Source organism: Mesorhizobium sp. P3_A8 (genome assembly GCF_056402995.1).
Map to the genome: position 1 here is coordinate 58,544 of NZ_JBFUGI010000019.1, position 25,871 is coordinate 84,414.

The following is a 25,871-nucleotide window of genomic DNA, read 5'->3' on the forward strand; positions in this document are numbered from 1 at the left end:
CGTTGGGTCACTTCCGCATCAGCTTTGGGGACGGCTCGTTCAGCCACTGCTTGCCGTCTTTTTCGCTTGCCCACGGATTGCCAAAAATCTTGGCTGACAGTGGTTCCTCGCCAGCATCGAGCCGCACCTTCACAACCCGCCGTTCGCGCCGATGCTCGGTTTGCTTGAACGCCTTGTCGCTGTCAGCCGTGGTCATACCGACGACAGGTGTATTTCTGCGGGATCGGCTCATAACGGTATGGCTTATCACAAACGGACTCGATCAACCAAACACGCTTCAACTCCCCACGGTCGTCGAGGCCGTGGGGGTCATTACAAGGATGGTAAGCGGCGCATTGGCCGGGAAACGATCTATCAGATGATGGAACTTGGGGCGGACCAAGTCAGATTGCGAGGATTGGTTGCTCACGAATGCAAATATATCGAATAGCAGCGTCATGAAATAGGACTGTCGCATAGTCTGCATGCGCGGTATATATCATTGAATTTCGATCACTCGTCTTCAATGAGAGACCTATGCCAAACATATTTATCAGCCACAGAGTCAAAGACAAATCAGAGATAAGAATATTTGTTGAGGCGCTTGCCCTAACGTCGTGGCCAATCTGGATAGATGCTCCTGAGACTTTTGACGACAGGATAGGGGCATACCATAACATAACTGGAATTCCTGTCGGTGATGAGTGGAACCCGGCAATTGAACAAGCCCTTGAGAATGCGGCCGTTGTGTTCGTGTTCTGGACAAAGAACTCGGTTACCTATTACAACGACATTTTGCGGTCTAGCAAGGAACTACAGGATAGATCAGTTTTCTTCCAGGAAGTGCGTAGATCGTCACGTGGAAACAAACTTATCCATTTTAGACTTAATGTTAATGAGGTTCCTGCTGAATTTTCTGAGGTTCAACATTTGGTTCTGGATAAATTAGCAACTTCAATCGATCCATATACAGTAAATTACTCACTTAGAAACAGACTTGGGAAATCAAAATACTTCAGGAAGCTTTTTGCTAGATATTCCGATCAAAAAATAGAGCAGCTATACTGGACAAATAACAGCGTCGACTTACCAAAATGGCGCACTGCTTCTTCCAAGAAATTGCAGGAAGAATGCTCGGTGGAACCACTAGCGTCCGTTTCCTACCCTAGCATATCAGGAGTTGAATACGCCATTGCGTGTTTCCCTTCCGCCGATAGATCGCCCGGTTTCACGCACGATAGGATCTCGCCTGACTCATTTGACTTCGTACCTAGGCCAGTCTTCCCGACACCCGAGGAATTCGCCGAAAACATGATATCCCCAAGTTTTTTGGATTTTAAGTATGATATCGACCAGTTAAATTATCTGGAGTGCCTCATCTATGGAAGGAAGATACGCTATCCGAATGCTCCTGGTTACGCCTTGAAATCACTATCTCTCGACAAGAATTCTGCAGTTTTTTCTTATGAGGCGAAGGTGTGCCACTATATGGAGAATTCTATTACAAGCCATTTTCGCGAATACCTCTTTCTGCTAGACTATCAGAATGGACTCGATCAGGCATCGGTACGCGGAGAAACAAATATCGATCGATTGAATAATGGCGACTGGCAACATTTGAACGTGACCCCCGATTCCGATGGTGGATATAAACTGTCATTCAAGAGCGGAAGCGAATTCTGCTCTCTCATCAGCATTCAAGGTTTCTGCGTCTCTCGTTATGACGACAATTGGGTCGTTGGCTATGGCCAAAGGGGCAATCAGGTGGCGATATCGCCGGGAGCATTGCAGTTCCTGCCGTCAGGTGGGTTTGAGACAGCAGGCTTGCAAGACGCCTCTCGGAATAACAATACTCAAACCAAAACATACCTCGAAAATAACTTTAATATGCTGGACGCATTGATACGAGAGTTCTGCGAGGAATTGTTTGGCGATGAAGACATGCGAAGGGCGGATACTGAGACGGTACGTGAACTACCCGGATATAAGGCTATATTCCCGCTAATAGAAAGTGGCGCGATTGAAATCCGTTTCCTTGGCGTGGTCGTGGACTTTATACGCTTACGCCCCGAGTTTTCATTCGCTATTGTATGCAACGATGATATTTCTAAGGTTATCTATAGAAATCTAAAGGGATCTACCTGCTTCTTCTTCAAGAGAAATGAGATGGAAAGCAAAACTATCGGGCGCTTGAAGTTATGCGATCTCGCAGCCCAACTTGGCAATAGAGATGATATTTGGCATGACACTTCTGCTGGCATGGCAAAACTGTTTGCAGATTGGGTAAATGGTGACGAGGAAGCGAAAGAGAAATTTTCTGTGGGGGAAATTTCACTTAATTAAAATCGTTACACCACCCATCTTAGGAATTCTGTAGTAAGAGGTATGACGTGAAGTGCCGAAAAAAACGCCAATTTGAATATCGATGCGTGTTACGTTGAGGAGAAGAAGGAAGTGGCTGCAGATATTTCGGAAATGGAACTTCACGATGTACTGAAGCACCTTCCCCATCGTCCATTCTCCACATTGCAGTTTATTCAGGTAGTGCGTCGCCGACATCTGTCGACATGGAGCAAGATTGAGGCCGAATATGGCGCGCGCGGCATCGGGGCCAAGACGCATTTCAGTGCGTATTCTCGAATAGCTCATACCTTGGCGAGATTTGCTCGGGCGAACATTCTAGAGAAATTAGATTATCAACCTGCACCGAGAGGTTGGGGTAGCCCGGTCATTCGATACTGGACCGATGAACTTGGATCGACAGGCCAGCTTTTTCCCGATGAAGTTGGAGATGAAGAGGGGTTCTGGGAGGGCACACGTACGAAGGTTTTCGTAAATGCGTATGAGCGAAATCCGGAGGCAAGAGCGAAATGCTTGAGGTTGTTCGGACTGGCTTGCATGGCTTGTGGAGAGGATTTTTTAAAAAAATACGGCATCCATGGCCGGGGATTCATCCACGTTCACCATCTTACCCCCCTGAAGAAGATCGGCCGGGCTTATCAGGTAAATCCGGCTAAGGATTTGAGGCCGGTATGCGCCAATTGTCATGCCATGATCCACCGCCGAGAACCTATGCTTACAATCGAACAGCTAAGGGAATTGATTCAAACCGCGGCAGAAACTTGAGAGATCGAAATGGCAGTATTTCGAACTTTTTTTGATGGATGCTGATTCCCCGGGGCCGGTCATCGGCGGCGTCTTCGGCGTTCTCTGCGTCGTCATCGCCATGAACGGTTTTCGCGTCGTGCGCCGCACGCCGCTGACCGAGCGGAACATGCTGGTGATCGGCTTGCCGATCCTGATGGCGCTGTTTGCCACGTTGGCGCCGCCGGACTTCGTCAAGACGCTGCCGGATATCGCGCAGTACATCCTGGGCTCATCCATCGCCTTCGGCGCCGTCTGGGCCATCGTGCTGCACCAGATCCTGCCGAACGCCCGGTAGGCGCGCCACGGACATGAGCCGACCACCAGATATCAGGCCCAAAGTTTCGCCTATAAAGCTGATAATATTTGATTGTGACGGCGTCCTTGTAAACAGCGAGGAGATATATCAGGCAACCGAGCTTGAATATCTGGCGGCGGCGGGCATCACGTTCGAACCGAGCGCCTATACACAAGCCTTCATGGGATTATCTCCCGCTATGTGGCAGGCGAAGCTCGAAGCAATCGGCCAAGAGCGAGCCAAGCCGCTCTCTCCGCGCTTTTTTGAACAGCTTGCCGGCTACACCAACGAACGCTTGCGGACGGATCTGGCGGCCTTACCCGATGCATGGAATGTGATTAGCCGGCTCCCGACATCGAGATGTGTCGCGTCAAGCACGCCGCTCGCCCGATTGCGTTGGAAACTCGAACACACAGGCCTTGTCGACCTTTTCGATCCTCATATTTTTTTATCGGACATGGTCGTCAACGGAAAGCCGGAACCAGACCTGTTCTTGCACGCGGCGGGTACGATGGGTGTTCATCCAGAGGAGTGCATCGTGGTCGAGGACAGCGTGAACGGCGTCCTGGCGGGCAAGGCAGCGGGCATGCGCGTGATCGGATTTACCGCTGGCAATCATTGTAACGGCACTCATGGCGACGCTCTTTTGCGACATGGCGCGGATGCCCTCGTCAGCGCATACGAGGATTTGGAGGTCACTCTCGCCAGTCTCTAGATTCGATCCGTTGACGCGGCTTTCGAGCCCAGGGCGTTGCTCCCCGCCCGCTGCCGGGGCTTGTCTTGATTTTGTCATGCCACAGGTCTAAGCGGCAGGCACACGCTCGGCGCACGCGACGAAGCGCTGCGCAATCCAACACCAGCGTCAATCTGAGCAAACCTTATCTGGCAGGGGAGATCTGGCGATGATCAAGGCATTTGTCGTGGACAATGATCGCCTGCGCGTCGTCGACGATCTGCTGGCGGATGGCGACAGGGTCGTCTGGGCCGACCTGATCAGTCCGACCAAGGAGGAAGAAGCAACCATCGAAAGCTGGCTCGGCGTCGCCATCCCGACCCGCGAGGAGATGGAAGAGATCGAGATTTCGAGCCGTCTCTACATCGAGGATGGCGCCTATTTCATGACCGCCACTTTGCCGGCGCAGACCGAGGTCGATGATCCCCTGATGTCGCCGGTCACCTTCGCGCTTGCCGGCAAAAGACTGATCACCATTCGCTATCATGAACCCAAGGCGTTCAAGACCTTCCCGCTGCGTGCCGAGAAGGTGGCGACCGGCTGCACCAGCGGCGACACCATCCTGATCGGCCTGCTTGAAGCGATCGTCGACCGTCTCGCCGACATCCTCGAGCGTGCCGGCCGCGACATCGAGGCGATTTCACGCGACATTTTCGAGGCACGCTCGACCAAGGTATCGAAGCGCAACCGCGACTTCCAGGAGCTGCTCAAAGCCATCGGCCGCAAGGAGGACATCACCTCGTCCGTCCGCGACAGCCTGATTTCGCTGCAGCGCCTGGCCGGCTTCCTCGCCCATGTCGCCACCCAGACCAAGATGAGCAAAGATGTCCGCGCCCGCATCAAGACCTTGTCGCGCGACGTGCTGTCGCTCGCCGACCACGCCACCTTCCTGTCGCAGAAGATCTCCTTCCTGCTCGACGCCACGCTCGGCATGATCTCGATCGAGCAGAACGCCATCATCAAGATCTTCTCGGTCGCCGCCGTCATCTTCCTGCCGCCAACCCTGGTCGCCTCGATCTACGGCATGAATTTCGACATCATTCCCGAGCTGAAATGGCAGCTCGGCTATCCCTTCGCCATTGGCCTGATGATCCTGTCGGCGATTCTGCCCTTCTGGTATTTCCGCCGCCGCGGCTGGCTCTGATCGCTGCCGCTGGTGCCGGTTGCCTCAGGCTGGCTCACCAGAAAGGACTTGACCAAATCGCGCGCGGCCTGCATCCGGGTTCGCCGATCCACGTGGATCGCGCGTTCTGCAGGGATGCCAGACCATGAGCGCAAAAACATGGGCCTATGAGGATTTCGTCGAGGGCGGCTCGTTCGACCTTGGTACGAAGCAGGTGAGTGCCGCCGAAATCATCGCGTTCGCCAGCGAATTCGACGCCCAGCCGATGCATCTCGACGAGGAGGCCGGCAAGGCCAGCATCCTGGGCGGTCTCTCGGCTTCGGGCTGGCACACCTGCGCCATGTTCATGCGCATGCTGTGCGATGCCTTCCTGCTGGACTCCACCTGCCAGGGCGCGCCCGGCGTCGATCAGGTCAAGTGGAAGAAACCGGTTCTGGCCGGCGATACGCTCAGAGGCAATCTGGTTGTGCTGGCCAAGCGCCTGTCGCGCTCGAAGCCGCAACTCGGCTTCGTCACCATGCGCAGCGAGCTGGTCAACCAGCGTGGCGAAAGCGTCTTCGAGCTTGAGAATTCCGTCATGTTCCTGACGCGTGATGCCGCGGGGAATGCCGCATGACCCTGGATGAATTCTTCCGCATCGGCACCACGGTGACGCTCGGCTCGCACAGATTCGAGCCCGAGGCGATCAAGGCGTTCGCCCGCAAATACGACCCGCAGATCTTCCATATCGACGAGGAGGCCGCCAGGAAGAGCGTGCTCGGCGGGCTTTGCGCCTCCGGCTGGCACACCGCGGCCACCTGGATGAAACTCAACCTCGAAGCCCGCATGGATGCAGAGGGGGCCAACTGGAACGGCCCTGGCCCGATGCCAGAATTTGGCCCCTCGCCCGGGTTCAAGAACCTCAAATGGCTGAAGCCCGTCCATGCCGGTGAAACCGTCACCTTCACGCGCACGGCGGTTTCCCACCGCCCGATCTCATCGCGCCCCGGCTGGCGGCTGCTGGCGCTTCGCTGCGAGGCCTCTGATTCAACGGGCGACAAGGTGCTTGAGTTTGAAAGCGCCGTGCTGGTGAAGGTGGAGTAGCAGCGCCTCTTCCTTCTCCCCTTGTGGAGAAGGTGACCTCGCGAAGCGAGGTCGGATGAGGGGTGCTCCAGCTTGGCGTCGACGGCACTCCGTCACCCACCCCTCAACCGTCTCGGCGCTGCGCGCCGATCCACCTTCTCCCACAAGGGGAGAAGGAAAAAACTGCTCAATGCCCTTCAAACCCAATCAGCGTCCTGACCGGCACACCCAGCGCCTCGAGCTTGGCGCGCCCACCGAGATCCGGCAGATCAATGACGAAACAGGCCGCCAGAATATCGGCACCGATCTGGCGCAGCAGCTTCACCGCCGCTTCCGCCGTGCCGCCGGTGGCGATCAGATCGTCGACCAGGATCACCTTCTCGCCAGGGGCCACGCCGTCCTTGTGCATCTCCATCTCGTCCAGCCCGTACTCCAGGCTGTAGGCGACGCGCACCGTCTCATAGGGCAGCTTGCCCTTCTTGCGGATCGGCACGAAACCAGCCGAAAGCTGGTGGGCGACGGCGCCGCCGAGGATGAAGCCGCGTGCCTCGATGCCGGCGATCTTGTCGATCTTCTGCCCGGCATAGGGATGCACCAGCTCGTCGATGGCGCGGCGGAAGGCGCGCGCATTGCCGAGCAGCGTGGTGATGTCGCGAAACAGGATGCCGGGCTTGGGATAGTCCGGAATGGTGCGGATCGCGGCCAGCAGCGTGTCTTCGAGCGAAGGTTTCATTGAGGCGGCTCCGGGTGATCCAGCTGGCAAATGCAAACGGCGCAGGGACCAAACCCGACGCGACCGACAACGGCTAGCGCGATGTGACGCCCGAGACAAGCGCATCCGGCAAGGGATTGGCCTCGTTCGCTGGGTCCCATGCCTGCGCGGCGATCTTCCACTGCCCTTCACTCTTCACCAGCAACGGCATTTCCATGGGCCAGCTGGTCTCGGCACTGTTCTCGATCATCTCCGACACTTTTCCGATCGAATTGCAGCCCATAACTTCATAACCCGTCGATCTCGATCCGCATCTCTTTGAGCGCCGCGCTATGCCAAAGGACTTATTGCCGAACTCTCGCATAGAGGTAAAAAGGGGCGCCTGAAGCGCCCCTTCCGGTCGAACCATGGTCGCTACATGACCCATCTTCTGCGAAAAATACTGACCGTCATCATGGCAACCGCGCTCCTGAGCTGGGTGCCGGCTGTCGTCTCCGCTGCCGAGCTGGCCAGTTGGACGGTGGTGCTACGCCCGACAGATTTCGTAGTCGGCGACGCGCTTGGACAATTGCATACGCGCCGACAATGGATCACTGGATTCGACGAACGGACCGGCGCGTTCGAGATCGCTCTGCGCAGGAAGGCAGTCGCGATTTCGGCGCCGCGCTGTCGGATGGACTATCTGATTTTGACGATCCCGGTTTATTACCCTGAAAATCCGAAGCAGGCATCCGTCCGCGAGCGTCGCGAAGTCTATGATGCTCTCGTCGCACTGCAGGCGAAGGGCAAAGGCAGCGCAACTGTTGCCGTTGAAGCGCCCGAGCCTCTCTCTCGCAAGGGAAAACGAGGTATCGAGCTTGTTGCCTGCAACCTGTACTTCGCCTTTCCGATATCGGTGCAAGTGTCGACGCAATAAGCTGTTGCCGGCTTCAGTCCCTTGGGTCCTGACGTCCCTGCTGGCGCGCAGAGAAGCACCCAAGCGCGTCGCGTGAATCCGCTTCGACGCGACGCGCTCTAGGACTTACATGCCGAGATCGGAACGAAGCTCGGCCCTGGCCACTTCATATTCGGCCTTGAAGTCGTCCCGGTTGAGCAGGATCGCGGCAATGACGCTGCCGGAAATCTTGCCCATCTCGACGTCGGACGCATAGTGGATACCGTCAACCTCACGGTTGTGGGCATATTCGGCCGCGCGCGCCATGATCTCGGCGCGCTTCTCCGGCACCATGTCGGCCAGGATAATGCCCATCATGGTGCCAACGGTGGCATGGCCGGACGGCCAGGAACCGGAGCTCGACAGCTTGACCGCCGGCTTGACGAGATCGCTGAGCTGGTGCGGACGCGGACGCTTCCAGACATCCTTGGCCGGATCGACGACAGCACCTTCGGTCTCGACGCGATCGAAAAAGGCGCTGAACTTCGGCAGCTTCTCCTTGTTGAAATTCGGGCCCATGACATTGGCGAAGCGCCAGACATTCTCCTCGGAATCGGCAACGGCGCTGGCCACCATCTCGGGCGTGCGCGTCACTTGCAGCGCCAGCACCTCGCCGAGCTCGGCCTTGGTCTGCGCCGAATCGTTTGCCGGCGGCGGCGGCAGGATCATCGTCAGATCCACGTCCTTGTTGGTGACGAAGGGCTTGGCGTCCTCGGCCTGGGCGGCGGAGCCGATGACCAGCAGCAGCAGACCAGCCGCCAGCGATGCATATTTCTTCATAGGAGCGATCCTTTGGTAGGAATGACGCAGGATCGCTATGGGCGATGACGGCCATGTGACATCACCGCCCCTTGGTATCAAAAAGGGCGCCTCTCGGCGCCCTTGCATGATCGTATTGGCTTCAGAACGGCTTGAGGCCTCTAGAGATTCAGGTCAGGCCGAGTCGAAAACGATGGTTTCCGAGAACCGGAGCGGAGCGTACTTAAAGTACGTGAGCACCGGAAGCGCAGGAAACCATTGTTTGCAGACCGGCCTCACCAGAATATCGGCAGGCCTTAGTGCGCCACGCCTTCCCACACCTTCCGCTTGACGAGGTAGACCAGCGCACCGAACACCAGCAGGAAAAACAGCACGTTGATGCCGGTATGCTTGCGGGCTTCCATGTGCGGCTCGGCCGCCCACATCAGGAAGGCGGATATGTCGCGGGAATACTGGTCGACCGTCTGTGGTGCGCCGTCATCATAGGTCACCTGGCCGTCGGAGAGCGGCTTGGGCATTTTTAACGACACGCCAGACATGAAGTATGGGTTGTAGTGCGTGCCCTCGGGGATGACCATTCCGGCCGGCGGCGTCTGGTCGTAGCCGGTCAGCAGCGAATGGATGTAGTCGGGGCCGCCAGCGTCATATTGGGTGAAGATGTCGAAGACGAACTGCGGAAAGCCGCGCTCGACGCCGCGCGCCTTGGCCAGCAGCGACATGTCGGGCGGAGCGGCGCCGCCATTGGCGGCCGCGGCCGCTTCCGTGTTCGGGAATGGTGCCGGGAAATAGTCCGACGGCTTGCCGGGACGATCGAACATGTCGCCGGCATCGTTGGGGCCGTCATGGATCGTGTAGGTCGCCGCCAGCGACTTGATCTGGGCATCCGAATAGCCGAGGCCCGTTGGGCCCTCGAGTGTCCGGAACGCCACCAGGTTCATCGAATGGCAGGCCGAGCAGACTTCCTTGTAGACCTTCAGGCCGCGCTGCAGCTGGCCCTTGTCATAGGTCCCGATCGGACCTGTGAAGCTCCAGCTCATTTCCTTCGGCTCATTGATCGGGAAATGCGTCGGCGCTGCCGCATTGTGCGCCTCTTCGGCGGCGAAGGCCGCAGTGCCGGCGGCCACAAGGCCGATCAGCGCCAGCGAGGTGAGAATCTTTTTCATGCCAAATCCCCTTAGATTCTCTACCGCTCAGCCCTTGGTCTCTGGCGCGGCTGTGGCGCCCGCCGGATGCCCGCTGCCACCCTTGTTCTTTTCAAGCACCGCCTCGGTGATCGAGTTCGGCAGCCTGCGCGGCGTCTCGATCAGGCCAAGCACCGGCAGCGCGATCAGGAAGAAGGCGAAGTAGAACAGCGTCGCCGCTTGAGCGTACCCGACGTAGTTGCCCACCAACTCACCGGTCAGGAGGGTCAACAGACCGCCGCCTTCCGCCGGCTGCGAGCCAAGCCAGCCAAGCAGGATGGCGTCGGCCACGAACAGCCAGAAGAACAGCTTGTACCAGGGCCGGTATACCGCCGAGCGCACCTTGGAGGTGTCGAGCCACGGCACCAGGAACAGCATGACGATGGCGCCGAACATGCACAGCACGCCGCCGAGCTTGGAGTTGATCGGCCCGATGTTGAAGGTGATGGCGCGCAGGATCGCGTAGAACGGCAGGAAGTACCATTCCGGCACGATATGGGCCGGCGTCTTCAGCGGATTGGCGACGATGTAATTGTCGGGATGGCCGAGATAGTTCGGCAGGAAGAAGATGAAGTAGGCGAAGATGAACAGGAACACGATCATGCCGAACGCGTCCTTGATGGTCGCGTAAGGGGTGAAGGCTACCGTGTCGGTCTTCGACTTGATCTCGATGCCGGTCGGGTTGCTCTGGCCCGTCACGTGCAGCGCCCAGACGTGCAGCACGACGACGCCGGCAATCATGAACGGCAGCAGATAGTGCAGCGAAAAGAAGCGGTTCAGCGTCGGGTCGTCGACGGCGAAGCCGCCGAGCAGCAACTGCTGGATCCACTCGCCGACCAGCGGAATGGCGCTGAAGAAGCCGGTGATGACGGTGGCGCCCCAGAAGCTCATCTGTCCCCATGGCAGCACATAGCCCATGAAGCCGGTCGCCATCATCAGGAGGTAGATGATGCAGCCGAGGATCCAGAGCAGCTCGCGTGGCGCCTTGTAGGAGCCGTAATAGAGACCACGGAAGATGTGCATATAGACGGCGATGAAGAAGAACGAAGCGCCGTTGGCATGCATGTAGCGCAGCAGCCAGCCGGAATTCACGTCGCGCATGATCTTTTCGACGGAGCCGAAGGCGAGATTGGTGTCGGCCGTGTAGTGCATGGCCAGCACGATGCCGGTCAGGATCTGCGCCACCAGCATGATCGACAGGATGCCGCCGAAGGTCCACATGTAGTTGAGGTTGCGCGGCACCGGATAGGCGACGAAGCTGTCATAGACCAGTCGCGGCAGCGGCATGCGGGCGTCGAACCAGCGTTCGATACCGGTTTTGGGCGTGTAGGTCGAGTGTCCCTCGCTCATCGAAATATCCCCCTGCCTCAACCGATAAGGATCTTGGTATCGGAAATGAACTTGAATACCGGCACAGCCATGTTCTCAGGCGCCGGGCCTTTGCGGATGCGGCCGGCGGTGTCGTATTGCGAACCATGGCACGGGCAGAACCAGCCACCGAACTCGCCTTCCTGGCCGAGCGGAATACAGCCCAGATGCGTGCAGACCTGAACCATCACCATCCAGGCTTCCTTGCCGGGCGTGGTACGGTTGGCGTCGGTCGCCGGTGCATCGGACGGCAGATTGGCGTTGCGGGCAATCGGATCCTTGAGATCGGCGAGGTTGACGGCCTCGCCGTCCTTCATTTCCTGTTCGGTACGGTTGCGCACCACAACCGGCTTGCCGCGCCACTTGACGATCAGAGACATGCCAGGCGTCAGCGAGGCGACATCGACTTCGACCGAGGCGAGCGCCAGCGTCGAGGCATCGGGGCGCATCTGGTCGATGAACGGCCATGCGAAGGCACCGGCGCCGACCACGGCGGCCATGCCGGTGGCGACGTAGAGAAAGTCTCGACGGTTGGGATCCTGGATGTCGGTTGCGCTCACGGGTGCCTGATCCTTTCGCCTCTTCCGCGCCGGTGGCTGAGCCTTGTTCCCCGCTCAATTACGCCAACCCGACAGCGCATGGCGAACAGGCTAGCGAATTCCTCCGGCATTTGGACTTCGGTTTATGCGTGAAGCCCGTTTTTGTCCAGACGGGTCAAGGCACAAGGGCAGATTGTCGCGGGGACAAAATCCCCTATTGCCCGGCGGGACGGCGAATGGCCGCAAAAGGCGGCTAAACAACCGGGAAATATCAGCAAAATCCGAGGTTCCGATTGCCTCGACACAGGGCGCCGGTGTGATCTATCCTCCCAAGCATGGCACACGTCATAGACCGTGAGGAATGGGCAGTTCGCTCCGACCACTGGAAGGGCGAGTTGCAATGCGGTGGCTACGGCTCCAACTCCTGCCTGATCTTCAACTATCTGCCTGATGTCGGCGGTGGCCCGCGACTGCACGCCCACCCCTATGCAGAGATCTTCATCATCCGCCAGGGCACCGGCCTGTTCACCGTCGGCGACCAGGAAATCGAGGCTTCCGCCGGCCAGATCGTTATCGTGCCGCCCCACACACCGCACAAATTCACCAATCTCGGTCCGGGGCCGCTGGAAACGACCGACATTCACGAGAACGGCAAGTTCATCACCGAATGGCTGGAGTAGGCCATGGTCCCGAACCGTAGGCCCTCTATTTGGCGCCAAGCCTGACCAGCACCGCCCTCGGGATATCGTATTCGCGGATAACGCCATCGTGCTTTCGCAAGCCACACAGCTCGCGCTGGATGAAATAGCCTTGCACCGCCTCGGCGGCGTCCTTGAGCAGACGGGGTCGCAACTGCTCATCGCCATTGTCACGCAACCTGGCCAACGTTTCCTCGACCCGCTGTCCGGCCCGGCCGAGTGCCGCCGCCTTCTCGGCCAGGATCTCATGGCCAAGCGCATCGAAGGCGGCTTCAGCGGCCGAAGAGCCGGCAAGATGAGATGGCGGACGCAAGGACATTTCAATTCCCCTTCCCGAACACCATGCGGTGGGTGACGAATTCTTCGCCTGCCACGAGTTGAAAGCCAAGCCTTTCATAGAAGCCGAAGGCTTCCGGCGGCGCGCGGGTGTTCAACACGGTGAAATACAGGCGAGCCCTATCGATGACTGTCTCGACCAGCATGCGGCCAAGGCCGGCGCGGCGGTGAGGCGCGCCGACGAGCAGGTGGCGCACCCGGCCCTGGCTCCTGCCCTCGACATAGGGATCGATGTTCAGCCCGCACACGCCCGCAAGTTCGGCGCCATGCCATGCCCCGAACAAGGCCTCGCCCCGTTTCAGGAACTTGTTGCGGCCGCTTGCCCAGCCATCCCCCAGGCGCACCAGCATCCAGTAGCCTTCCAGTCGGCTTTCTTCCTTCAGCGTGTCGAAGGCCGGCATGGTTGGCCGCAGACGCTTGAGCACATAGCCAGTCTCCGCCGATCCACCCATGCGCCTACTCCGCCGGCCGCGTCTCTTCGAGCACGCTTTCCTCGTGATAGAGGAAGCCGCCGGACTGCCGCTTCCACAGCCGCGCATAAAGCCCGTCGAGGGCCACCAGTTCGTCATGCGTGCCTTGCTCGACGATGCGGCCGCCGTCCAGCACGATAAGACGATCGAGGGCGGCGATCGTCGACAGCCGGTGAGCGATGGCGATGACCGTCTTGTTCTCCATCAGCCTGGTGAGATTCTCCTGGATCGCCGCCTCGATGTCGGAATCGAGCGCCGAGGTCGCTTCGTCGAGGATCAGGATCGGCGCATCCTTGAGGAAGACACGCGCGATCGCCACGCGCTGACGCTGGCCGCCCGAAAGTTTCACGCCGCGCTCGCCGACAAAGGCCTCGTAGCCGGCGCGATCCCGGTTGTCGCGCAGGCCCAGGATGAACTCGTGCGCCTCGGCCTTCCTCGCCGCGGCGATCACCTCGGCGTCGGTTGCGTCGGGCATGCCGAGCTTGATGTTGTCGCGTAGCGAACGGTGGAACAGGGCGGTGTCCTGGCTGACGACGCCGATATTGCCGCGCAGCGAATTCTGCGTGACATCGGCGACGTCCTGTCCGTCGATCAGGATCTTGCCGCTCTCAAGATCGTAAAGCCGCAGGATCAGATTGGCGAGCGTCGTCTTGCCAGCACCCGATGGCCCGACCAGCCCGACTTTTTCGCCTGGCTTGACGACAAGGTCGATGCCGTTCAGCACGCCGAAGCCCTTGCCGTAGTGGAACTCGACATTTTTCACGTCGATGCGTCCACCGGTCACGACGAGTTCCCTGGCATCGGGCGCATCGACAAGGCCAAGCGGCTGCGAGATCAGCGCCTTGGAGTTCTCCAGCACACCGAGGTTCCGAAGAATGCCGTTGAGCTGCATCATCAGCCGGCCAAGCAGCATGTTGAGCCGCAGTACCAGCGACAGCGTGAAGGCGACGGCGCCGACGGTGATCGAGCCCTCGACCCAGAGATAGACGGCAAAGCAGCCGATCGCCGTGATCATGATGCCCGACAGCGTCGTCAGCGCCATGCGCACGCCGGTGAGCCGGCGGGTGAAGGGGCGCAGCGCGTCGAGATAGATGTCGAAGCCGTTCCTGATGTAGCGGTCGTCGCCGTCGGCCGAGAACAGTTTCAGCGTCTGCACATTGGAATAGGAATCGACGATGCGGCCATTGATCATCGAGCCTGCTTCGGCCGTGGCCTCGGCATTCTTGCGGATATCAGGCAGATAGAGTCTTGCCAGCAAGCCGAAGGCCACGATCCAGACCACCACCAGCGCCGCTAGCCGCAGATCCAGTCCGGCGACCAGCGCCAGCGTCGTCACCGTATAGACGAGCATGAACCAGACGACCTCGATGAAGCTTTCCATCAAATCGCCGGTGGCCTGCCCCGCCTGCCAGACTTTTGTCGCGATGCGGCCGGCGAAATCATTCTGGAAGAAGGCGTAGGACTGGCGCGACACGTGCCGGTGCGCCTGCCAGCGCACCAGATTGTAGAAGCCGGGCGTGATCGTCTGCTCGTCGACCAGCGCCGACAGGCCGACGACGATGGTACGGATGACCAGCACGACCGCGATCATGAAGACAAGCTCCGGGCCGGCGGCGGTCCACAGCGCATGCCAGCTGCGCTGGCCGGGAAGCTGGTCGAGGATGTCGACCAGCCGCCCGACGAAATAGAACAGGCCGGCCTCGACCAGCGGCGCGATGCCGCCGATGACCAGCATGGCGAAGAAGGCGAACTTCGCCTGGCCGACATAGTGCCAGATGAAGCCGCCGACGCTCGACGGTGGCCGAAGATTCGCCGGCTCCCTGAACGGATAGACCCAGTTCTCGAACCAGCGATAGATGGCTGTCATCATGCGGCGGCCATCATTCTGCGGCTTGCCCCTTTGCGATCACGTCGTTGGCGACGTCGGCCGGGATGTCCTCGAGCAGGAAGCCGCCCGACTGGCGCTGCCAGAGCTGCGCGTAGAGCCCGCCCTTGGCGACCAGGTCCTCGTGCGAACCTTCCTCGATGACCCGCCCCTGGTCCATCACCACAAGCCTGTCCATCGCCGCGATGGTCGACAGCCGGTGGGCGATGGCGATGACGGTCTTGCCCTGCATGAGCTTGTAGAGGTTCTCCTGAATGGCCGCTTCCGTCTCGGAATCCAGCGCCGACGTCGCCTCGTCAAGGATAAGTATCGGCGCATCCTTCAACATAACGCGAGCAATGGCGATGCGTTGCCGCTGGCCGCCGGACAATTTGACGCCGCGGTCACCGACATAGGCATCGAAACCCTTGCGGCCCTTGTGGTCGGAAAGCCCGCCGACGAAGTCCAGCGCCTCGGCCCGCCGTGCTGCCTCGACAAGCATCTCTTCGGTCGCATCGGGGCGGCCATAAAGGATGTTCTCGCGCACCGAGCGATGCAGCAGCGAGGTGTCCTGCGTGACCATGCCGATCTGGGCGCGCAGCGAATCCTGCTTCACACCGGCGATCTCCTGGCCGTCGATGAGGATCCGGCCGCTTTCCAGATCGTAGAAGCGCAGCAGCAAATTGACCAGCGTCGACTTGCCGGCTCCCGAGCGGCCGACAATGCCGACCTTCTCGCCCGGCTTCACCGCCAGCGACAGGTTTTCGATGACGCCCTTCTGCTTGCCGTAGTGGAAGCGGATGTCCTCAAAGCGGATCCCACCCCTGGCAACGCTGATCTCCTTCGCATCCGGCCTGTCCTCGACCAGGCGCGGCAGCGAAATTGAGGCAATGCCGTCCTGCACCGTGCCGATATTCTCGAACAGGCCCGACATTTCCCACATGATCCATTGCGACATGCCCCACATTCTGAGCACCAGGCTGATGACCACGGCGACGGCGCCAATCGTCACCACTTGGCCGAGCCACAGCCACAGCGACAGCGCAGTCACCGAGAACAGCAGCAGCGCATTGAGGATGTAAAGCAGGCCGTAGAGCACCGTCACCAGCCGCATCGAACGATAGACCGTGTCAAGGAAGCCTGCCATCCCCTCCTTGGCGAAAGTGGCTTCGCGGCGCGCATGGCTGAACAGCTTGACTGTCTGGATGTTGGAGTAGCTGTCGACGACGCGGCCGGTCATGATCGAGCGCGCATTGGCCTGCTCCTCGCCGACCTTGCCGAGCCGGGGAATGAAGTAACGCAACAGCGCGATATAGCCGACCAGCCAGACCACGAGTGGTGCCGCCAGCCGCAAGTCGGCCGAGCCGACGATGAAAAGCATGCCGAGGAAGTAGACAATGACGTAGTTGAGAACCTCGATCAGCTTGATGACGCAGTCGCGCACGGCGAGCGCTGTCTGCATAAGCTTGGTGGCGATGCGGCCGGCGAACTCGTCCTGATAGAAGGCCATCGACTGCTTCAAAAGATAGCGATGCACCTGCCAGCGGATGCGCATGGGATAATTGCCCATCAGCGTCTGCTGGTTGAGCAGCGAATGCAGCCATACTGTGCTCGGCATCGCGAACAGCACGATGAAGGCCATGCCGGCGAGCTTCCAGCTCTCGGTCTGAAGGAAGGTCTCGCGGTTCTGCGCCGACAGCCAGTCGACGATGCGGCCCATGAAGCCGAACATCCACACTTCGGCAATGGCGATCGACGTCATTAGGACCGCGTCCGGAATGATGTAGGGCAAAGCGCCGCGCGTGTAGTGCAGGCAGAAGGCGACCAGCGTCTTGGGCGGCTCGACCGGCTCCTCTGCCGGGAACGGATCGAGCCTTCTTTCAAACCAGTTAAACAACAACATGGGTCATGCCTGTAAATCTGTTTTCCGCTTACGCGGCGCGTGAACGTACGAAGTCCCCGGACTGTGTAGCGCCGAGGGCTGGCGGTCCGGACTCATCCGGACCGTCAGCCCTGCTTCGCGCTATATAGGGGTTCTCGGGCTTTTCGCCGACAGGCTCGTTTGCCGATCCTGACGGTGCGGTGTCGACAAGCCGGATTTTCGCACCCGGCCGGATCAGCCGGATGATCCGGCGCACCAGCGAAGGCCGGCTGGGATCGGGAACCGCGTGCGAAAAATCGACATCCGGCAGCATGCCGCGATGCGGGCGTCGGCGGACTTCGGCATGGACCGCCGACGAATAGGTGTCGCCGATCAGCAGCGCCCAGGTCGGCAGCCGGTGGATATGCAGGCTCCTCGAGCCAGGTATTCTGTAGGGATCGAACATCGGTCCGTCCTCCGCATGAAAATAGAGATGAAAAGGCGAAGCAACATCGTCCGCCGGCATTCGGCCGGAGGCACGGATTGCGTCTGTCCGCAACCGACGCTCGGCATCGGTCCGGACATGTTCAGTTCGGGCGTTCAGCCCTTTTGACTTTTTGAAAAACATCGCAGGATTCCTTCGACAGCCGAAAAATCGTTTCGGCGGGAATCGGTGCGCTCAAGTCTTAGAGAACTAGGAGAATTGTCGTACCGAAACCGCCGGCAGGCAGGTGAGCCCACGAGAGGGGCGCTGGATGTGCATGGTCATCATGAGTTTCCCCTCCATCGGTTCGGGTTGACAATGCTGGCCGTATACCCGACTTCGAAAAAAATGGCCACCCGCAGGTCCCGCAATTTCCAAAACCACGACCCCGCTGTTGCCGATCTGCCACTTATTAGAAGGACGCGGAAATGAACTGTCGTCTCCGCATCGCGCTCTACCAGCCGGACATCGCCGGCAATACCGGGACAATCCTGCGCTTCGCCGCTTGCCTCGGCCTTGGCGTCGATATCATCGAACCGGCCGGCTTTCCGCTCTCCGACAAAGCGCTCAAGCGCGCCGGCATGGACTACCTCGAAATGGCTGCCCTGACCCGGCACATTGACTGGAACGCCTTCGAGGACTGGCGCAAGAAAGACGGGCGCCGGCTGGTGCTTCTGTCGACCAAGGCGACGACCCCCTACACCAACTTCAGCTTCGCGGACGGCGACATCCTGCTGTTCGGCCGCGAATCCGCAGGCGTGCCGGATGCGGTCCATCAGGCGGCGAATGCGCGGCTGACCATCCCGATGCAGGGCAGCGCGCGCAGCATCAATGTCGCGCTCTCCGTCGCCATGGTGGCGGGCGAAGCTGTCCGGCAACTCGGATAGCGGTTCGCCGGCAACTCCGTTTTCCGTCATTCTCACCCAGGCGCACATCGCCCTCTCCTGTCATTTGCCCAATCAACGTTTCTTCGCTACAAGCTCAACTTAACTTGAGGTCAAGCGGAAAATGGGAAATGGCTCCAGTAACGGAATTGACGGTCGGCCAGGTGGCTGTGCGCAGCGGCGTCGCGGTGTCGGCGCTGCATTTCTATGAGGCGCGCGGGCTGATCCGCAGCCACCGCACGTCGGGCAACCAGCGCCGCTATGGCCGCGACGTGCTGCGGCGGGTGGCAATCATCAAGGTCGCTCAGGAGGTCGGCATCTCGCTGGCCGAGATCGGCGACGCACTTGAATCACTGCCCGAGGGCCGCACGCCGACGCGCGACGACTGGAACCTTTTGTCGACCGCCTGGCGCGACGGGCTCGACCACAAGATCGCCCAGTTGAAGAAACTGCGCGACGGGCTGACCGACTGCATCGGCTGTGGCTGCATGTCGATCGACAAATGCCCGCTCAGGAACAAGGGCGACCGGCTGGCCAGGGAAGGCACCGGCGCGAGAAGGCTGGTGGCACGCTGAGCCTTCCCCGGAGAGCCAGGATAAATTCAGGAGGCGAAGCTGCGAACCAGCGCGACCAGGGCCGCCTGATTGTGGACCTCGGTCTTTTCGAACGCGCTTTTGAGGTTGTGGCGCACCGTCCCGGGCCTGATCGTCAAATGGACGGCTATGGCATTGACGCTCATGCCACCCGCCAGCAGGCAGACGATCTCGCATTCGCGCCGCGTCAGGCCGAATGTTTCGATCAAGGCGACCTGATCGAATTGCAGGGACGCGTCCGGTTCCTTGATGAAGATGACGACGCGTGGCGCCCGCAATCCCGGTTCCGCGATGCCGAGCCGCCATGCCGGCATGATATCGAGCAGCAGCGGCAAGCGATGGTCACGGCGCGGCAGATGCAGCCTTTGTCCGCAATCCGCCGGGGAGACCGCCGCCAGGGCGACAGCCCTGCGCAATTGCTCGGTGAGCGCCGGCGTCACAGCCTGCAACTGGCCCGCGACCTGCACGAGCCCGTCGCCTTGGCGGAGAATTCCCGTAGCGCGCGCGTTGACGATCAACGAACGGCCCGTCGCGTCAAGCACGATCGCCGCCTCGCCCAATCGTTCGATAATTGTTGTCAGTCCCACTGCCTGTTCGTTGCTGATCCGCAGCCTTTGATGCAGCAGTTGGGCGCGTATCAAGTGTGGGAAAAGTTGCCCCAAAGCCTGGCTTTCCCCTTGCACGAACCCGCCCTTCTGCCGGGAGCGGCAGACCCACATGCTGAGTGGCAAGCGCGAATCGTCGTGCGATATGCCAGCTGCGTAGAACGTGCCCAGCGGCCGCACGATTTCATTGTAGTAGCCGCTTCGCTCAAAATCGGTGTCCGTGTGAACTTCGCTGCTGCTAACGACCGCGCCCCCCGGTGGCAAACTGGCAAGATGTGAGTTCAGCAACGGCGCCAGCAGTCTGGAGGCTTGCGGCGACAGGAAACGCTGAACGTCGGCATCACCCATACCGGTCCGCGCGATGAACGGCGTCGCGGACGTTGGCTGGTTGTTCATGGCCAGATAGGCATGATCGGCACGAAGCAAACCGGTTATGCCCGCCAGGGCGGTTGCCCACATGCCCGGCTCGAGAGTCGCCTGGTAGAACATGTCGATGAGGGCAAGGGCTTCAGCGTCCAAATCGTGCCCCTGCTGGCCACATTCCGAGAACCTGACCCCGCGCAAATAGCACGGATACAACCGTGGCGCTTGCACAACACCGTGACCAGCGGTTGCAAGACATTGCCCATATGGGCAATGCGGCCACGCCAGATTTCGCGGATCAATGTGCAAGGGTGCCGGCTCTCCCAGGTCCGGCGGATTGCAGCGGGGTGGTTCGTGAAGAAGATATCGGTGCCGGTTCATGCACAGGCGCATGAATCCTTGTTTGACCGCGGTGCCATATCGGGTGGCGGGCTACGAAGCCTTGCTTTGGCCGCCGGCGTGGTTGCGGCGGTGTCGTTCGCCACTGGGATCGCATCAGCCGGCGACTATGCGGCAGGCGGCGGCACCATAACCAATGGCGGCAATGCGACCGCGCTTGGCGATGGCGCCAACGCGACCGGCGCGCAGGCAGTCGCGGTAGGCGCCGCCAGCACCGCCACCGGTGCCTCCGCGACCGCAACGGGAACCTCCAGTCAAGCCAATGGCGCGGCGGCGACAGCCGTAGGCGATGGCGCCAACGCAACTGGCTCGGAGGCAATCGCGGCAGGCTTCGACAGCCACGCCATCGGCGCCTCCGCGAGCGCCGTGGGAGCCTCCAGTCAAGCCAATGGCACAGACGCAACAGCCGTAGGAGATGCTAGCGGCGCGACCGGTCTGGAGGCCACGGCGGTCGGCGTAAACAGCAGCGCGGCCGGCGACGGCGCCACGGCGATCGGCGCGATCAGCAGCGCAAACGGCACTTTCGCAACAGCGATAGGCGTCCTCAGCAATGCAACCGGCACCAACGCCACAGCGACGGGCCAGGGCAGCATCGCGAATGGCGACAATGCCACCGCGACGGGGCAGTACAGCGCAGCGAATGGCGCGGCTGCGAGTGCCTTTGGCCAGGGAAGCAACGCAACCGGCGACGACGCGACCGCAACGGGCGCCCACAGCGTCGCGAACGGCACCGCCGCGACAGCGACCGGGGAGGACAGCAACGCGATCGGTACTCAGGCGACCGCGATGGGAGTCTACAGCACGGCCAATGGCACCGATGCCACTGCGCTGGGCTCCGGCAGTGCCGCAACCGGCGTTGAAGCGACCGCGACGGGAACCGGCAGCACTGCCAATGGAAACAATGCCACCACGACGGGCGCTTTCGCCAATGCAACGGGTGCCGCAGCGACCGCGACCGGCGACAGCAGCACGGCCAATGGCGCGTCGGCGACCGCGACAGGGCAGGCCAGCAACGCAACCGGCGACGACGCGACTGCAACCGGCGCCCACAGTGTCGCGAACGGCGCCGCCGCGACCGCGACAGGGCAGGCCAGCAACGCAACCGGCGACGACGCGACCGCAACCGGCGCCCACAGCGTCGCGAACGGCACCGCCGCGACAGCGACCGGGGAGGCCAGCAACGCGATCGGTACTCAGGCGACCGCGATGGGAGTCGACAGCACGGCCAATGGCACCGATGCCACCGCGCTGGGCTCCGGCAGTACCGCAACCGGCGTTGAAGCGACCGCGACGGGAACCGGCAGCACCGCCAATGGAGACAATGCCACCACGACGGGCGCTTTCGCCAATGCTACGGGTGCCGCAGCGACCGCGACCGGCGACAGCAGCACGGCCGATGGCGCGTCGGCGACCGCAACCGGCCAGGCCAGCAACGCAAGCGGCGACGCCGCAACTGCAACGGGCGCCCACAGCGTCGCGAACGGCGCCGCCGCGACCGCGACGGGCGAGAAGGCCACTGCGAGCGGCGACTTCGCGAGCGCGATGGGTGCTGGCAGCACCGCGACCGGTAATGCGGCCACGGCGGTAGGCGAACTCAGTGTGGCGAATGGCACCACCGCGAGCGCCTTCGGCCAAAACAGCCATGCCGATGGTGACAACACCACGGCCATCGGCCAAGGCAGCCAGGCCGCCGCGGACGGTGCCACCGCACTTGGCACCGGCGCTAGCGCGGCCTATGCCAACTCGACCGCCATCGGCGTCGGCGCGACGACCACGGCCGCTAACCAGATGTCGTTGGGCACGGCCTCGAACACCTACCGGATGTCCGGCATCGGCTCGGCGGCGAGCCTCGCCGCGCAATCCGGGCCGGCCACCTTCGTCACCACCGATTCAGCGGGAAATCTCGCCACCACGGCTTTCGGTCCGCAGGACATCTCCGCGCTCGAGTCCAGCGTCGGCAATTTGCAGACGCAGATGAAACAGGCCTTCGAAGGCACCGCGGTCGCCATTGCCATGGGCGCCAGCGCCCTGCCCTCGGACAAGCGATTCGCGATTTCCACCAATTGGGGCAATTTCCGCGGCCAGAACGCCATCGGCGTCGCCGCGCAGATGCGCCTCACCGACTATGCCGTGGTGAATTTCGGTCTCGGCGGCGGATTTCAGCAAGGCGGCATCGGCACCCGCGCGGGCGTAACATTCGCGTGGTGAGCGCCAGACCTTTCACGCTGCGGCTGGCGACACTGGCGTTGGTGCTTGTCGTCGGCTGTAGCGGCGGGCGCGCCGAGACGCAGCCGCCAAAGCCGGCGCAGATCGACCGCAACGGCGTGCTGATCCTGATCCGGTCGGCGCTGCTCGCCCTCGACCAGGCCAACAAGACCGGCAACTACACGGTTCTGCGCGACCTCGGCGCCCCCGGCTTCCAGGTCAATACGGCGGCGCGGCTGGGCGATATCTTCGCCAAGCAACGCAGCGAAAACCTCGATTTGTCGGGGGTCGCTGCGATCGACCCGCAGCTCTCCGTGCTACCGCAGATCGAGGCCGACGGCCTGATGCGCATGGCGGGCTTCTTTCCCTCCATCCCCGCACCGGTCAATTTCGAGCTCGCCTTTGCGTCGGTGAACGGCCAATGGCGGCTCTTCGGCATCTCCGTTTCGATCGGGCAGGTTGCGGCCGCCCCGCAGCCCGCTGGCCCGCAGGTCGCCGAGGCCAGGAAAACAGCGCGGGTGACGAAACGACGACAACCTCCCCCGGTCGCGCCCAAGCAGCCGTGACGGTACAAGCGCGGGGGAAGCGGGAAACAGCTCCGACCGAAGAAAGGGCCTGACCTATCCTAGTCCGCCGCCGGCAACCGCCTGATCGTGAACTCGATCAAATCCCCCGGCCGTTCGAACCAGCTTTCGATCTCGGTCCAATAGGCCTGCTTGGGAAAGCGCTCGAACCATTCCTTGGCTTTGAGGCGGGCATCGGAGCGCGGCAGGACGAAGGTCTCGCGCAGGAAACCGTCGCGCGGCATGCGCGCGCTTTCGGCACGGCTTTGGTCGAGCCTTTTCTTCAGGCCATCCAGCGGCGGTCTTGCCGGCGTGCGCACGAAACAACTCCTTGCACCGCAGCGCATGACCCCGAAACCGGATTTCGGAAAGGATCATGCGCAAAACCAAAGTGACTTGACCCTGTCTCTTAAGAGATTAGGGATCGCGCCCGGAAAAGACGAGTCTTTTGTCGACTCACCGCCCCGCAACCGGAGACGGCGCTTTGGAACGACCTGAAATACAAGCTGGCCTGCCCGCCGACATCGAAGAGAAGAAGATGAAGGCGCGCCTGTGGTTCGAAGCCTTGCGCGAACGCATCTGCGGCGCCTTCGAACAGATCGAGCAGGATCTTGGCGGTCCGTTGGCCTCCTGGTCGCCGGGCCATTTCGAAAAGACGCCCTGGGAGCGTGACCAGGGCAAGGGCGGTGGCGGCACCATGGCGATGATGCATGGCCGTGTCTTCGAGAAGGTCGGCGTCCACACCTCGACCGTCTATGGCGAGTTCTCGCCCGAATTCAGGAAGCAGATGCCCGGCGCCGAGGAAGACCCGCGCTTCTGGGCCTCAGGCATTTCGCTGATCGCGCACCCCTGGAACCCCAACGTTCCGGCCGTGCACATGAACACGCGCATGGTCGTCACTTCAAGGCAATGGTTCGGCGGTGGCGCCGATCTGACGCCGGTGCTCGACCGCCGCCGCACCCGGGATGATCCGGATACCGTCGCTTTCCATCGCGCCATGCAGTTCGCTTGCGAGAAGAATGCTGATGTCGCCGACTACCCGAAATTCAAGGCCTGGTGCGACGAGTACTTCTTCTTAGCCCACCGCAACGAGCCGCGTGGCACCGGCGGCATCTTCTTCGACTGGCTGCATTCGGGCGACGACAAAGGCGGCTGGAACGCCGACTTCAACTTCGTCCAGGATGTCGGACGCTCCTTCCTCGTCGTCTACGGCCATCTCGTGCGCGCCAACTTCAACGAGAACTGGACCGACGGCGACCGCGACGAACAGCTCATCCGCCGTGGCCGTTACGTCGAATTCAACCTGCTTCATGACCGCGGCACCATTTTCGGCCTGAAGACCGGCGGCAATGTCGCCGCGATCCTCTCCAGCCTGCCGCCTGAGGTGCGCTGGCCGTAACATCAGCCAGAGCAGTTCCGTCCGGAATTGCGTCAGATCAAGGAGACAGAGCCGGCGGTGCACGATGCTTTGATGCAACCACACCGCTCCTCCCGTGTTATAGTCTTCGCCCCGCTCACATCAGGGAATTCAACCTGGAATGCACCGTGAGCCAAAAAAAGGTGGCGGAGCCTCGACCGGCTCCCCGGAGGAAAAGGAGACATCTCATGAAGGAATTTCACTGCGGGTCGCTAGTGCCCGGCTGTGAGTGGCACACCCGTGCCGATGAAGAAGCCGAAGTGATGCGCCGTGCCGTCGAGCATATGCGCGAGACACATGGCGAGACTGTTATCCGCGAGACGATGATCGAGGCGATCCGCTCGCGCATCGAGAAGGTCCGCGACGCGGCCTAGGTTTCGCTCGGATCAGCATGTCAAGAACATTGGGCCATAATGCCGGCGATTGGCGTTCGACGCCGTCGCCGGCGACCTTGTGCAAACATCGCCCAAGAGTAGCTCCCGGGCATCGGGAGACTGCGCATAGAGGCGAAAATGTCGATCGCGGCGCATGAATTCGCTTCGATGCGGGCGCCCCAGACCCTGCGCGCTCAAAGTTACATTTGCCTCAGCTAAATAAACCCAGCGGTAACCGGGCCGTGCGACTGTCTGTCTGGATAATCCGGTTACAGCGGGCTGAAGCCCGGCGCCACCAGGCACTGATCCGGAACGGTGGGGCGAGGTGTTTCGCGCATGCGCGAAAAGTCCGGCAATCGAGTGGGTTTCCGCACGGCGGCGCTCCTGGTGTGGGGGCTGGTTGGGACGTACCCGGCTTTTGCGCAAGAAATGACGACATCGTTGGTCGACATCCACCAGGGTTCGCTGCTCAGTGACCGCGCGAGAAGCCTGGGCAATGGCGGTTACGAACTGCAGAACGGAACCTTTGTCTCGTTCAACCAGTGGTACCGCGCAAGCTGGGTCGACATGCATGTGGACCTGCTGACACAGATCACCGAGGATACCGGCATCCTTTGGGGTTTCGGGACCGGAGAAGAGGGCGAGAAGTATCGGATCGAGCCCAGCCTCAAGCTTGGGTTCCTCACCCAGATACATCCGAACCCGAACAGCACTCTGTCCCTGTCGCTCACCACGACCATCGGCGGCAAGCTCAGCGAAAAGTCCTGCGAAGCCGACTATGGCGATCTGGGCAGCTACAGCGTCAATTGCCGGCTCGCGGCCAGCGAGATGGCGCCTGAGGAAACCTTGAAATATCTGGTTAATGCTAAACCGGAAAGCCAGCATCTCTGGCTGAACTACCGTGTTACTTTCTGATCGCCGCG

Annotated in this window: 30 protein-coding genes; 16 read left to right on the top strand and 14 right to left on the bottom strand. The window is 60.9% G+C overall.

All coding sequences use genetic code 11. The annotated features are described in order from the left end of the window. Positions 1-7 precede the first annotated feature (7 nt). Entirely contained in the window at positions 8-196 is a 189-nt protein-coding gene (locus tag AC1DX4_RS31910) for a hypothetical protein (RefSeq protein WP_477224100.1), read from the bottom strand. Positions 197-516: 320 nt separating this feature from the next. On the opposite strand from AC1DX4_RS31910, the gene AC1DX4_RS31915 reads away from it, so the two are divergent. The 7 genes from AC1DX4_RS31915 to AC1DX4_RS31945 all read left to right on the top strand — a co-directional run bounded on the left by AC1DX4_RS31915 (position 517) and on the right by AC1DX4_RS31945 (position 6,360). Continuing rightward, positions 517-2,322, top strand: coding sequence for a toll/interleukin-1 receptor domain-containing protein (locus tag AC1DX4_RS31915; RefSeq protein ID WP_477224101.1), 1,806 nt, complete (start codon positions 517-519; stop codon positions 2,320-2,322). Between the two features lie 111 nt (positions 2,323-2,433). Further along, complete coding sequence (locus tag AC1DX4_RS31920; RefSeq protein ID WP_477224102.1) at positions 2,434-3,105, top strand: HNH endonuclease; 672 nt, start codon at positions 2,434-2,436, stop codon at positions 3,103-3,105. Positions 3,106-3,139: 34 nt separating this feature from the next. Further along, on the top strand, positions 3,140-3,421 hold the full coding sequence (locus tag AC1DX4_RS31925) for a hypothetical protein (RefSeq protein ID WP_477224103.1): 282 nt from the start codon (positions 3,140-3,142) through the stop codon (positions 3,419-3,421). Positions 3,422-3,434: 13 nt separating this feature from the next. Next, entirely contained in the window at positions 3,435-4,136 is a 702-nt protein-coding gene (locus AC1DX4_RS31930; protein WP_477224104.1) for an HAD family hydrolase, read from the top strand. A gap of 187 nt (positions 4,137-4,323) precedes the next feature. Next, positions 4,324-5,298 carry a magnesium/cobalt transporter CorA gene (gene corA / locus AC1DX4_RS31935; RefSeq protein ID WP_477224105.1) on the top strand — a complete coding sequence of 325 codons (975 nt, stop codon included), beginning with the start codon at positions 4,324-4,326 and terminating at the stop codon, positions 5,296-5,298. 124 nt (positions 5,299-5,422) lie between these two features. Further along, positions 5,423-5,893, top strand: a complete 471-nt coding sequence (locus tag AC1DX4_RS31940) for a MaoC family dehydratase (RefSeq protein WP_477224106.1) — start codon at positions 5,423-5,425, stop codon at positions 5,891-5,893. Then, positions 5,890-6,360, top strand: coding sequence for a MaoC family dehydratase (locus AC1DX4_RS31945; RefSeq protein ID WP_477224107.1), 471 nt, complete (start codon positions 5,890-5,892; stop codon positions 6,358-6,360). The genes AC1DX4_RS31940 and AC1DX4_RS31945 overlap by 4 nt, the downstream gene beginning before the upstream one ends. Before the next feature lie 166 nt (positions 6,361-6,526). Here AC1DX4_RS31945 and AC1DX4_RS31950 read toward each other — a convergent pair whose 3' ends face one another. Further along, on the bottom strand, positions 6,527-7,072 hold the full coding sequence (locus AC1DX4_RS31950; protein ID WP_477224108.1) for an adenine phosphoribosyltransferase: 546 nt from the start codon (positions 7,070-7,072) through the stop codon (positions 6,527-6,529). 73 nt (positions 7,073-7,145) lie between these two features. Continuing rightward, complete coding sequence (locus AC1DX4_RS31955; RefSeq protein WP_477224109.1) at positions 7,146-7,301, bottom strand: hypothetical protein; 156 nt, start codon at positions 7,299-7,301, stop codon at positions 7,146-7,148. A gap of 168 nt (positions 7,302-7,469) precedes the next feature. On the opposite strand from AC1DX4_RS31955, the gene AC1DX4_RS31960 reads away from it, so the two are divergent. Next, positions 7,470-7,967 carry a hypothetical protein gene (locus AC1DX4_RS31960; RefSeq protein WP_477224110.1) on the top strand — a complete coding sequence of 166 codons (498 nt, stop codon included), beginning with the start codon at positions 7,470-7,472 and terminating at the stop codon, positions 7,965-7,967. A 105-nt stretch (positions 7,968-8,072) separates the two neighbouring features. Here AC1DX4_RS31960 and AC1DX4_RS31965 read toward each other — a convergent pair whose 3' ends face one another. From AC1DX4_RS31965 to petA, 4 genes are all read right to left on the bottom strand, one after another. After that, a complete protein-coding gene (locus AC1DX4_RS31965) occupies positions 8,073-8,765 on the bottom strand; it encodes an acid phosphatase (protein ID WP_477224111.1) in 693 nt (230 codons plus the stop codon). Positions 8,766-9,040: 275 nt separating this feature from the next. Continuing rightward, positions 9,041-9,907, bottom strand: coding sequence for a cytochrome c1 (locus AC1DX4_RS31970; protein ID WP_477224112.1), 867 nt, complete (start codon positions 9,905-9,907; stop codon positions 9,041-9,043). Positions 9,908-9,934: 27 nt separating this feature from the next. Next, entirely contained in the window at positions 9,935-11,275 is a 1,341-nt protein-coding gene (locus AC1DX4_RS31975) for a cytochrome b (RefSeq protein ID WP_477224113.1), read from the bottom strand. A gap of 17 nt (positions 11,276-11,292) precedes the next feature. Beyond that, positions 11,293-11,853 carry a ubiquinol-cytochrome c reductase iron-sulfur subunit gene (gene petA / locus AC1DX4_RS31980; RefSeq protein ID WP_477224114.1) on the bottom strand — a complete coding sequence of 187 codons (561 nt, stop codon included), beginning with the start codon at positions 11,851-11,853 and terminating at the stop codon, positions 11,293-11,295. Positions 11,854-12,167: 314 nt separating this feature from the next. On the opposite strand from petA, the gene AC1DX4_RS31985 reads away from it, so the two are divergent. Continuing rightward, a complete protein-coding gene (locus tag AC1DX4_RS31985; RefSeq protein ID WP_477224115.1) occupies positions 12,168-12,512 on the top strand; it encodes a cupin domain-containing protein in 345 nt (114 codons plus the stop codon). 25 nt (positions 12,513-12,537) lie between these two features. Here AC1DX4_RS31985 and AC1DX4_RS31990 read toward each other — a convergent pair whose 3' ends face one another. From AC1DX4_RS31990 to AC1DX4_RS32010, 5 genes are read right to left on the bottom strand one after another with little or no spacing between them, the layout of a single operon-like run. Beyond that, positions 12,538-12,849: a DUF6665 family protein gene (locus AC1DX4_RS31990; protein ID WP_477224116.1), complete on the bottom strand. Its 312-nt coding sequence runs from the start codon at positions 12,847-12,849 to the stop codon at positions 12,538-12,540. A gap of 1 nt (position 12,850) precedes the next feature. After that, positions 12,851-13,318 (bottom strand): GNAT family N-acetyltransferase, encoded by a 468-nt coding sequence (locus AC1DX4_RS31995; RefSeq protein WP_477224117.1) that lies wholly within the window; start codon positions 13,316-13,318, stop codon positions 12,851-12,853. A gap of 4 nt (positions 13,319-13,322) precedes the next feature. Further along, positions 13,323-15,206 (bottom strand): ABC transporter ATP-binding protein, encoded by a 1,884-nt coding sequence (locus AC1DX4_RS32000; RefSeq protein ID WP_477224118.1) that lies wholly within the window; start codon positions 15,204-15,206, stop codon positions 13,323-13,325. Between the two features lie 10 nt (positions 15,207-15,216). Continuing rightward, on the bottom strand, positions 15,217-17,103 hold the full coding sequence (locus tag AC1DX4_RS32005; RefSeq protein ID WP_477224119.1) for an ABC transporter ATP-binding protein: 1,887 nt from the start codon (positions 17,101-17,103) through the stop codon (positions 15,217-15,219). A 28-nt stretch (positions 17,104-17,131) separates the two neighbouring features. Continuing rightward, the gene (locus tag AC1DX4_RS32010; RefSeq protein ID WP_477224120.1) at positions 17,132-17,527 is read right to left on the bottom strand and encodes a hypothetical protein; all 396 of its coding nucleotides are present in this window, start codon (positions 17,525-17,527) and stop codon (positions 17,132-17,134) included. A 446-nt stretch (positions 17,528-17,973) separates the two neighbouring features. On the opposite strand from AC1DX4_RS32010, the gene AC1DX4_RS32015 reads away from it, so the two are divergent. Together AC1DX4_RS32015 and soxR are read left to right on the top strand one after the other, a co-directional pair. Next, positions 17,974-18,432: a tRNA (cytidine(34)-2'-O)-methyltransferase gene (locus AC1DX4_RS32015; protein ID WP_477224121.1), complete on the top strand. Its 459-nt coding sequence runs from the start codon at positions 17,974-17,976 to the stop codon at positions 18,430-18,432. A 128-nt stretch (positions 18,433-18,560) separates the two neighbouring features. Further along, positions 18,561-19,004, top strand: coding sequence for a redox-sensitive transcriptional activator SoxR (gene soxR / locus AC1DX4_RS32020; protein WP_477224122.1), 444 nt, complete (start codon positions 18,561-18,563; stop codon positions 19,002-19,004). Positions 19,005-19,030: 26 nt separating this feature from the next. Here soxR and AC1DX4_RS32025 read toward each other — a convergent pair whose 3' ends face one another. Next, the gene (locus tag AC1DX4_RS32025) at positions 19,031-20,146 is read right to left on the bottom strand and encodes a helix-turn-helix transcriptional regulator (protein WP_477224123.1); all 1,116 of its coding nucleotides are present in this window, start codon (positions 20,144-20,146) and stop codon (positions 19,031-19,033) included. A gap of 198 nt (positions 20,147-20,344) precedes the next feature. On the opposite strand from AC1DX4_RS32025, the gene AC1DX4_RS32030 reads away from it, so the two are divergent. Beyond that, complete coding sequence (locus tag AC1DX4_RS32030) at positions 20,345-22,597, top strand: YadA family autotransporter adhesin (RefSeq protein ID WP_477224124.1); 2,253 nt, start codon at positions 20,345-20,347, stop codon at positions 22,595-22,597. 32 nt (positions 22,598-22,629) lie between these two features. Further along, entirely contained in the window at positions 22,630-23,160 is a 531-nt protein-coding gene (locus tag AC1DX4_RS32035) for a hypothetical protein (protein WP_477224138.1), read from the top strand. A 59-nt stretch (positions 23,161-23,219) separates the two neighbouring features. Here AC1DX4_RS32035 and AC1DX4_RS32040 read toward each other — a convergent pair whose 3' ends face one another. Beyond that, positions 23,220-23,477: a hypothetical protein gene (locus AC1DX4_RS32040; protein ID WP_477224125.1), complete on the bottom strand. Its 258-nt coding sequence runs from the start codon at positions 23,475-23,477 to the stop codon at positions 23,220-23,222. A 164-nt stretch (positions 23,478-23,641) separates the two neighbouring features. On the opposite strand from AC1DX4_RS32040, the gene hemF reads away from it, so the two are divergent. The 3 genes from hemF (at position 23,642) to AC1DX4_RS32055 (ending at position 25,863) form a co-directional block, all read left to right on the top strand. Then, a complete protein-coding gene (gene hemF / locus AC1DX4_RS32045) occupies positions 23,642-24,556 on the top strand; it encodes an oxygen-dependent coproporphyrinogen oxidase (protein WP_477224126.1) in 915 nt (304 codons plus the stop codon). Positions 24,557-24,762: 206 nt separating this feature from the next. Beyond that, positions 24,763-24,948, top strand: a complete 186-nt coding sequence (locus AC1DX4_RS32050; RefSeq protein WP_027030667.1) for a DUF1059 domain-containing protein — start codon at positions 24,763-24,765, stop codon at positions 24,946-24,948. Between the two features lie 336 nt (positions 24,949-25,284). Further along, positions 25,285-25,863: a hypothetical protein gene (locus tag AC1DX4_RS32055; RefSeq protein ID WP_477224127.1), complete on the top strand. Its 579-nt coding sequence runs from the start codon at positions 25,285-25,287 to the stop codon at positions 25,861-25,863. Positions 25,864-25,871: the final 8 nt, after the last annotated feature.

Coding starts and splice junctions, on each gene's coding strand:
- AC1DX4_RS31985 (WP_477224115.1), top strand. CDS start 12,168: ATGGCACACGTCATAGACCGTGAGGAATGGGCAGTTCGCTCCGACCAC.
- AC1DX4_RS31970 (WP_477224112.1), bottom strand. CDS start 9,907: ATGAAAAAGATTCTCACCTCGCTGGCGCTGATCGGCCTTGTGGCCGCC.
- AC1DX4_RS31955 (WP_477224109.1), bottom strand. CDS start 7,301: ATGATCGAGAACAGTGCCGAGACCAGCTGGCCCATGGAAATGCCGTTG.
- corA (WP_477224105.1), top strand. CDS start 4,324: ATGATCAAGGCATTTGTCGTGGACAATGATCGCCTGCGCGTCGTCGAC.
- AC1DX4_RS31930 (WP_477224104.1), top strand. CDS start 3,435: ATGAGCCGACCACCAGATATCAGGCCCAAAGTTTCGCCTATAAAGCTG.
- AC1DX4_RS31990 (WP_477224116.1), bottom strand. CDS start 12,849: ATGTCCTTGCGTCCGCCATCTCATCTTGCCGGCTCTTCGGCCGCTGAA.
- AC1DX4_RS32050 (WP_027030667.1), top strand. CDS start 24,763: ATGAAGGAATTTCACTGCGGGTCGCTAGTGCCCGGCTGTGAGTGGCAC.
- soxR (WP_477224122.1), top strand. CDS start 18,561: ATGGCTCCAGTAACGGAATTGACGGTCGGCCAGGTGGCTGTGCGCAGC.
- AC1DX4_RS31965 (WP_477224111.1), bottom strand. CDS start 8,765: ATGAAGAAATATGCATCGCTGGCGGCTGGTCTGCTGCTGCTGGTCATC.
- AC1DX4_RS32010 (WP_477224120.1), bottom strand. CDS start 17,527: ATGTTCGATCCCTACAGAATACCTGGCTCGAGGAGCCTGCATATCCAC.
- AC1DX4_RS32005 (WP_477224119.1), bottom strand. CDS start 17,103: ATGTTGTTGTTTAACTGGTTTGAAAGAAGGCTCGATCCGTTCCCGGCA.
- AC1DX4_RS32055 (WP_477224127.1), top strand. CDS start 25,285: ATGCGCGAAAAGTCCGGCAATCGAGTGGGTTTCCGCACGGCGGCGCTC.
- AC1DX4_RS31975 (WP_477224113.1), bottom strand. CDS start 11,275: ATGAGCGAGGGACACTCGACCTACACGCCCAAAACCGGTATCGAACGC.
- AC1DX4_RS31960 (WP_477224110.1), top strand. CDS start 7,470: ATGACCCATCTTCTGCGAAAAATACTGACCGTCATCATGGCAACCGCG.
- AC1DX4_RS31910 (WP_477224100.1), bottom strand. CDS start 196: ATGACCACGGCTGACAGCGACAAGGCGTTCAAGCAAACCGAGCATCGG.
- AC1DX4_RS31925 (WP_477224103.1), top strand. CDS start 3,140: ATGGATGCTGATTCCCCGGGGCCGGTCATCGGCGGCGTCTTCGGCGTT.
- AC1DX4_RS31945 (WP_477224107.1), top strand. CDS start 5,890: ATGACCCTGGATGAATTCTTCCGCATCGGCACCACGGTGACGCTCGGC.
- AC1DX4_RS32000 (WP_477224118.1), bottom strand. CDS start 15,206: ATGATGACAGCCATCTATCGCTGGTTCGAGAACTGGGTCTATCCGTTC.
- AC1DX4_RS32015 (WP_477224121.1), top strand. CDS start 17,974: ATGAACTGTCGTCTCCGCATCGCGCTCTACCAGCCGGACATCGCCGGC.
- AC1DX4_RS31915 (WP_477224101.1), top strand. CDS start 517: ATGCCAAACATATTTATCAGCCACAGAGTCAAAGACAAATCAGAGATA.
- AC1DX4_RS31940 (WP_477224106.1), top strand. CDS start 5,423: ATGAGCGCAAAAACATGGGCCTATGAGGATTTCGTCGAGGGCGGCTCG.
- AC1DX4_RS31995 (WP_477224117.1), bottom strand. CDS start 13,318: ATGGGTGGATCGGCGGAGACTGGCTATGTGCTCAAGCGTCTGCGGCCA.
- AC1DX4_RS31950 (WP_477224108.1), bottom strand. CDS start 7,072: ATGAAACCTTCGCTCGAAGACACGCTGCTGGCCGCGATCCGCACCATT.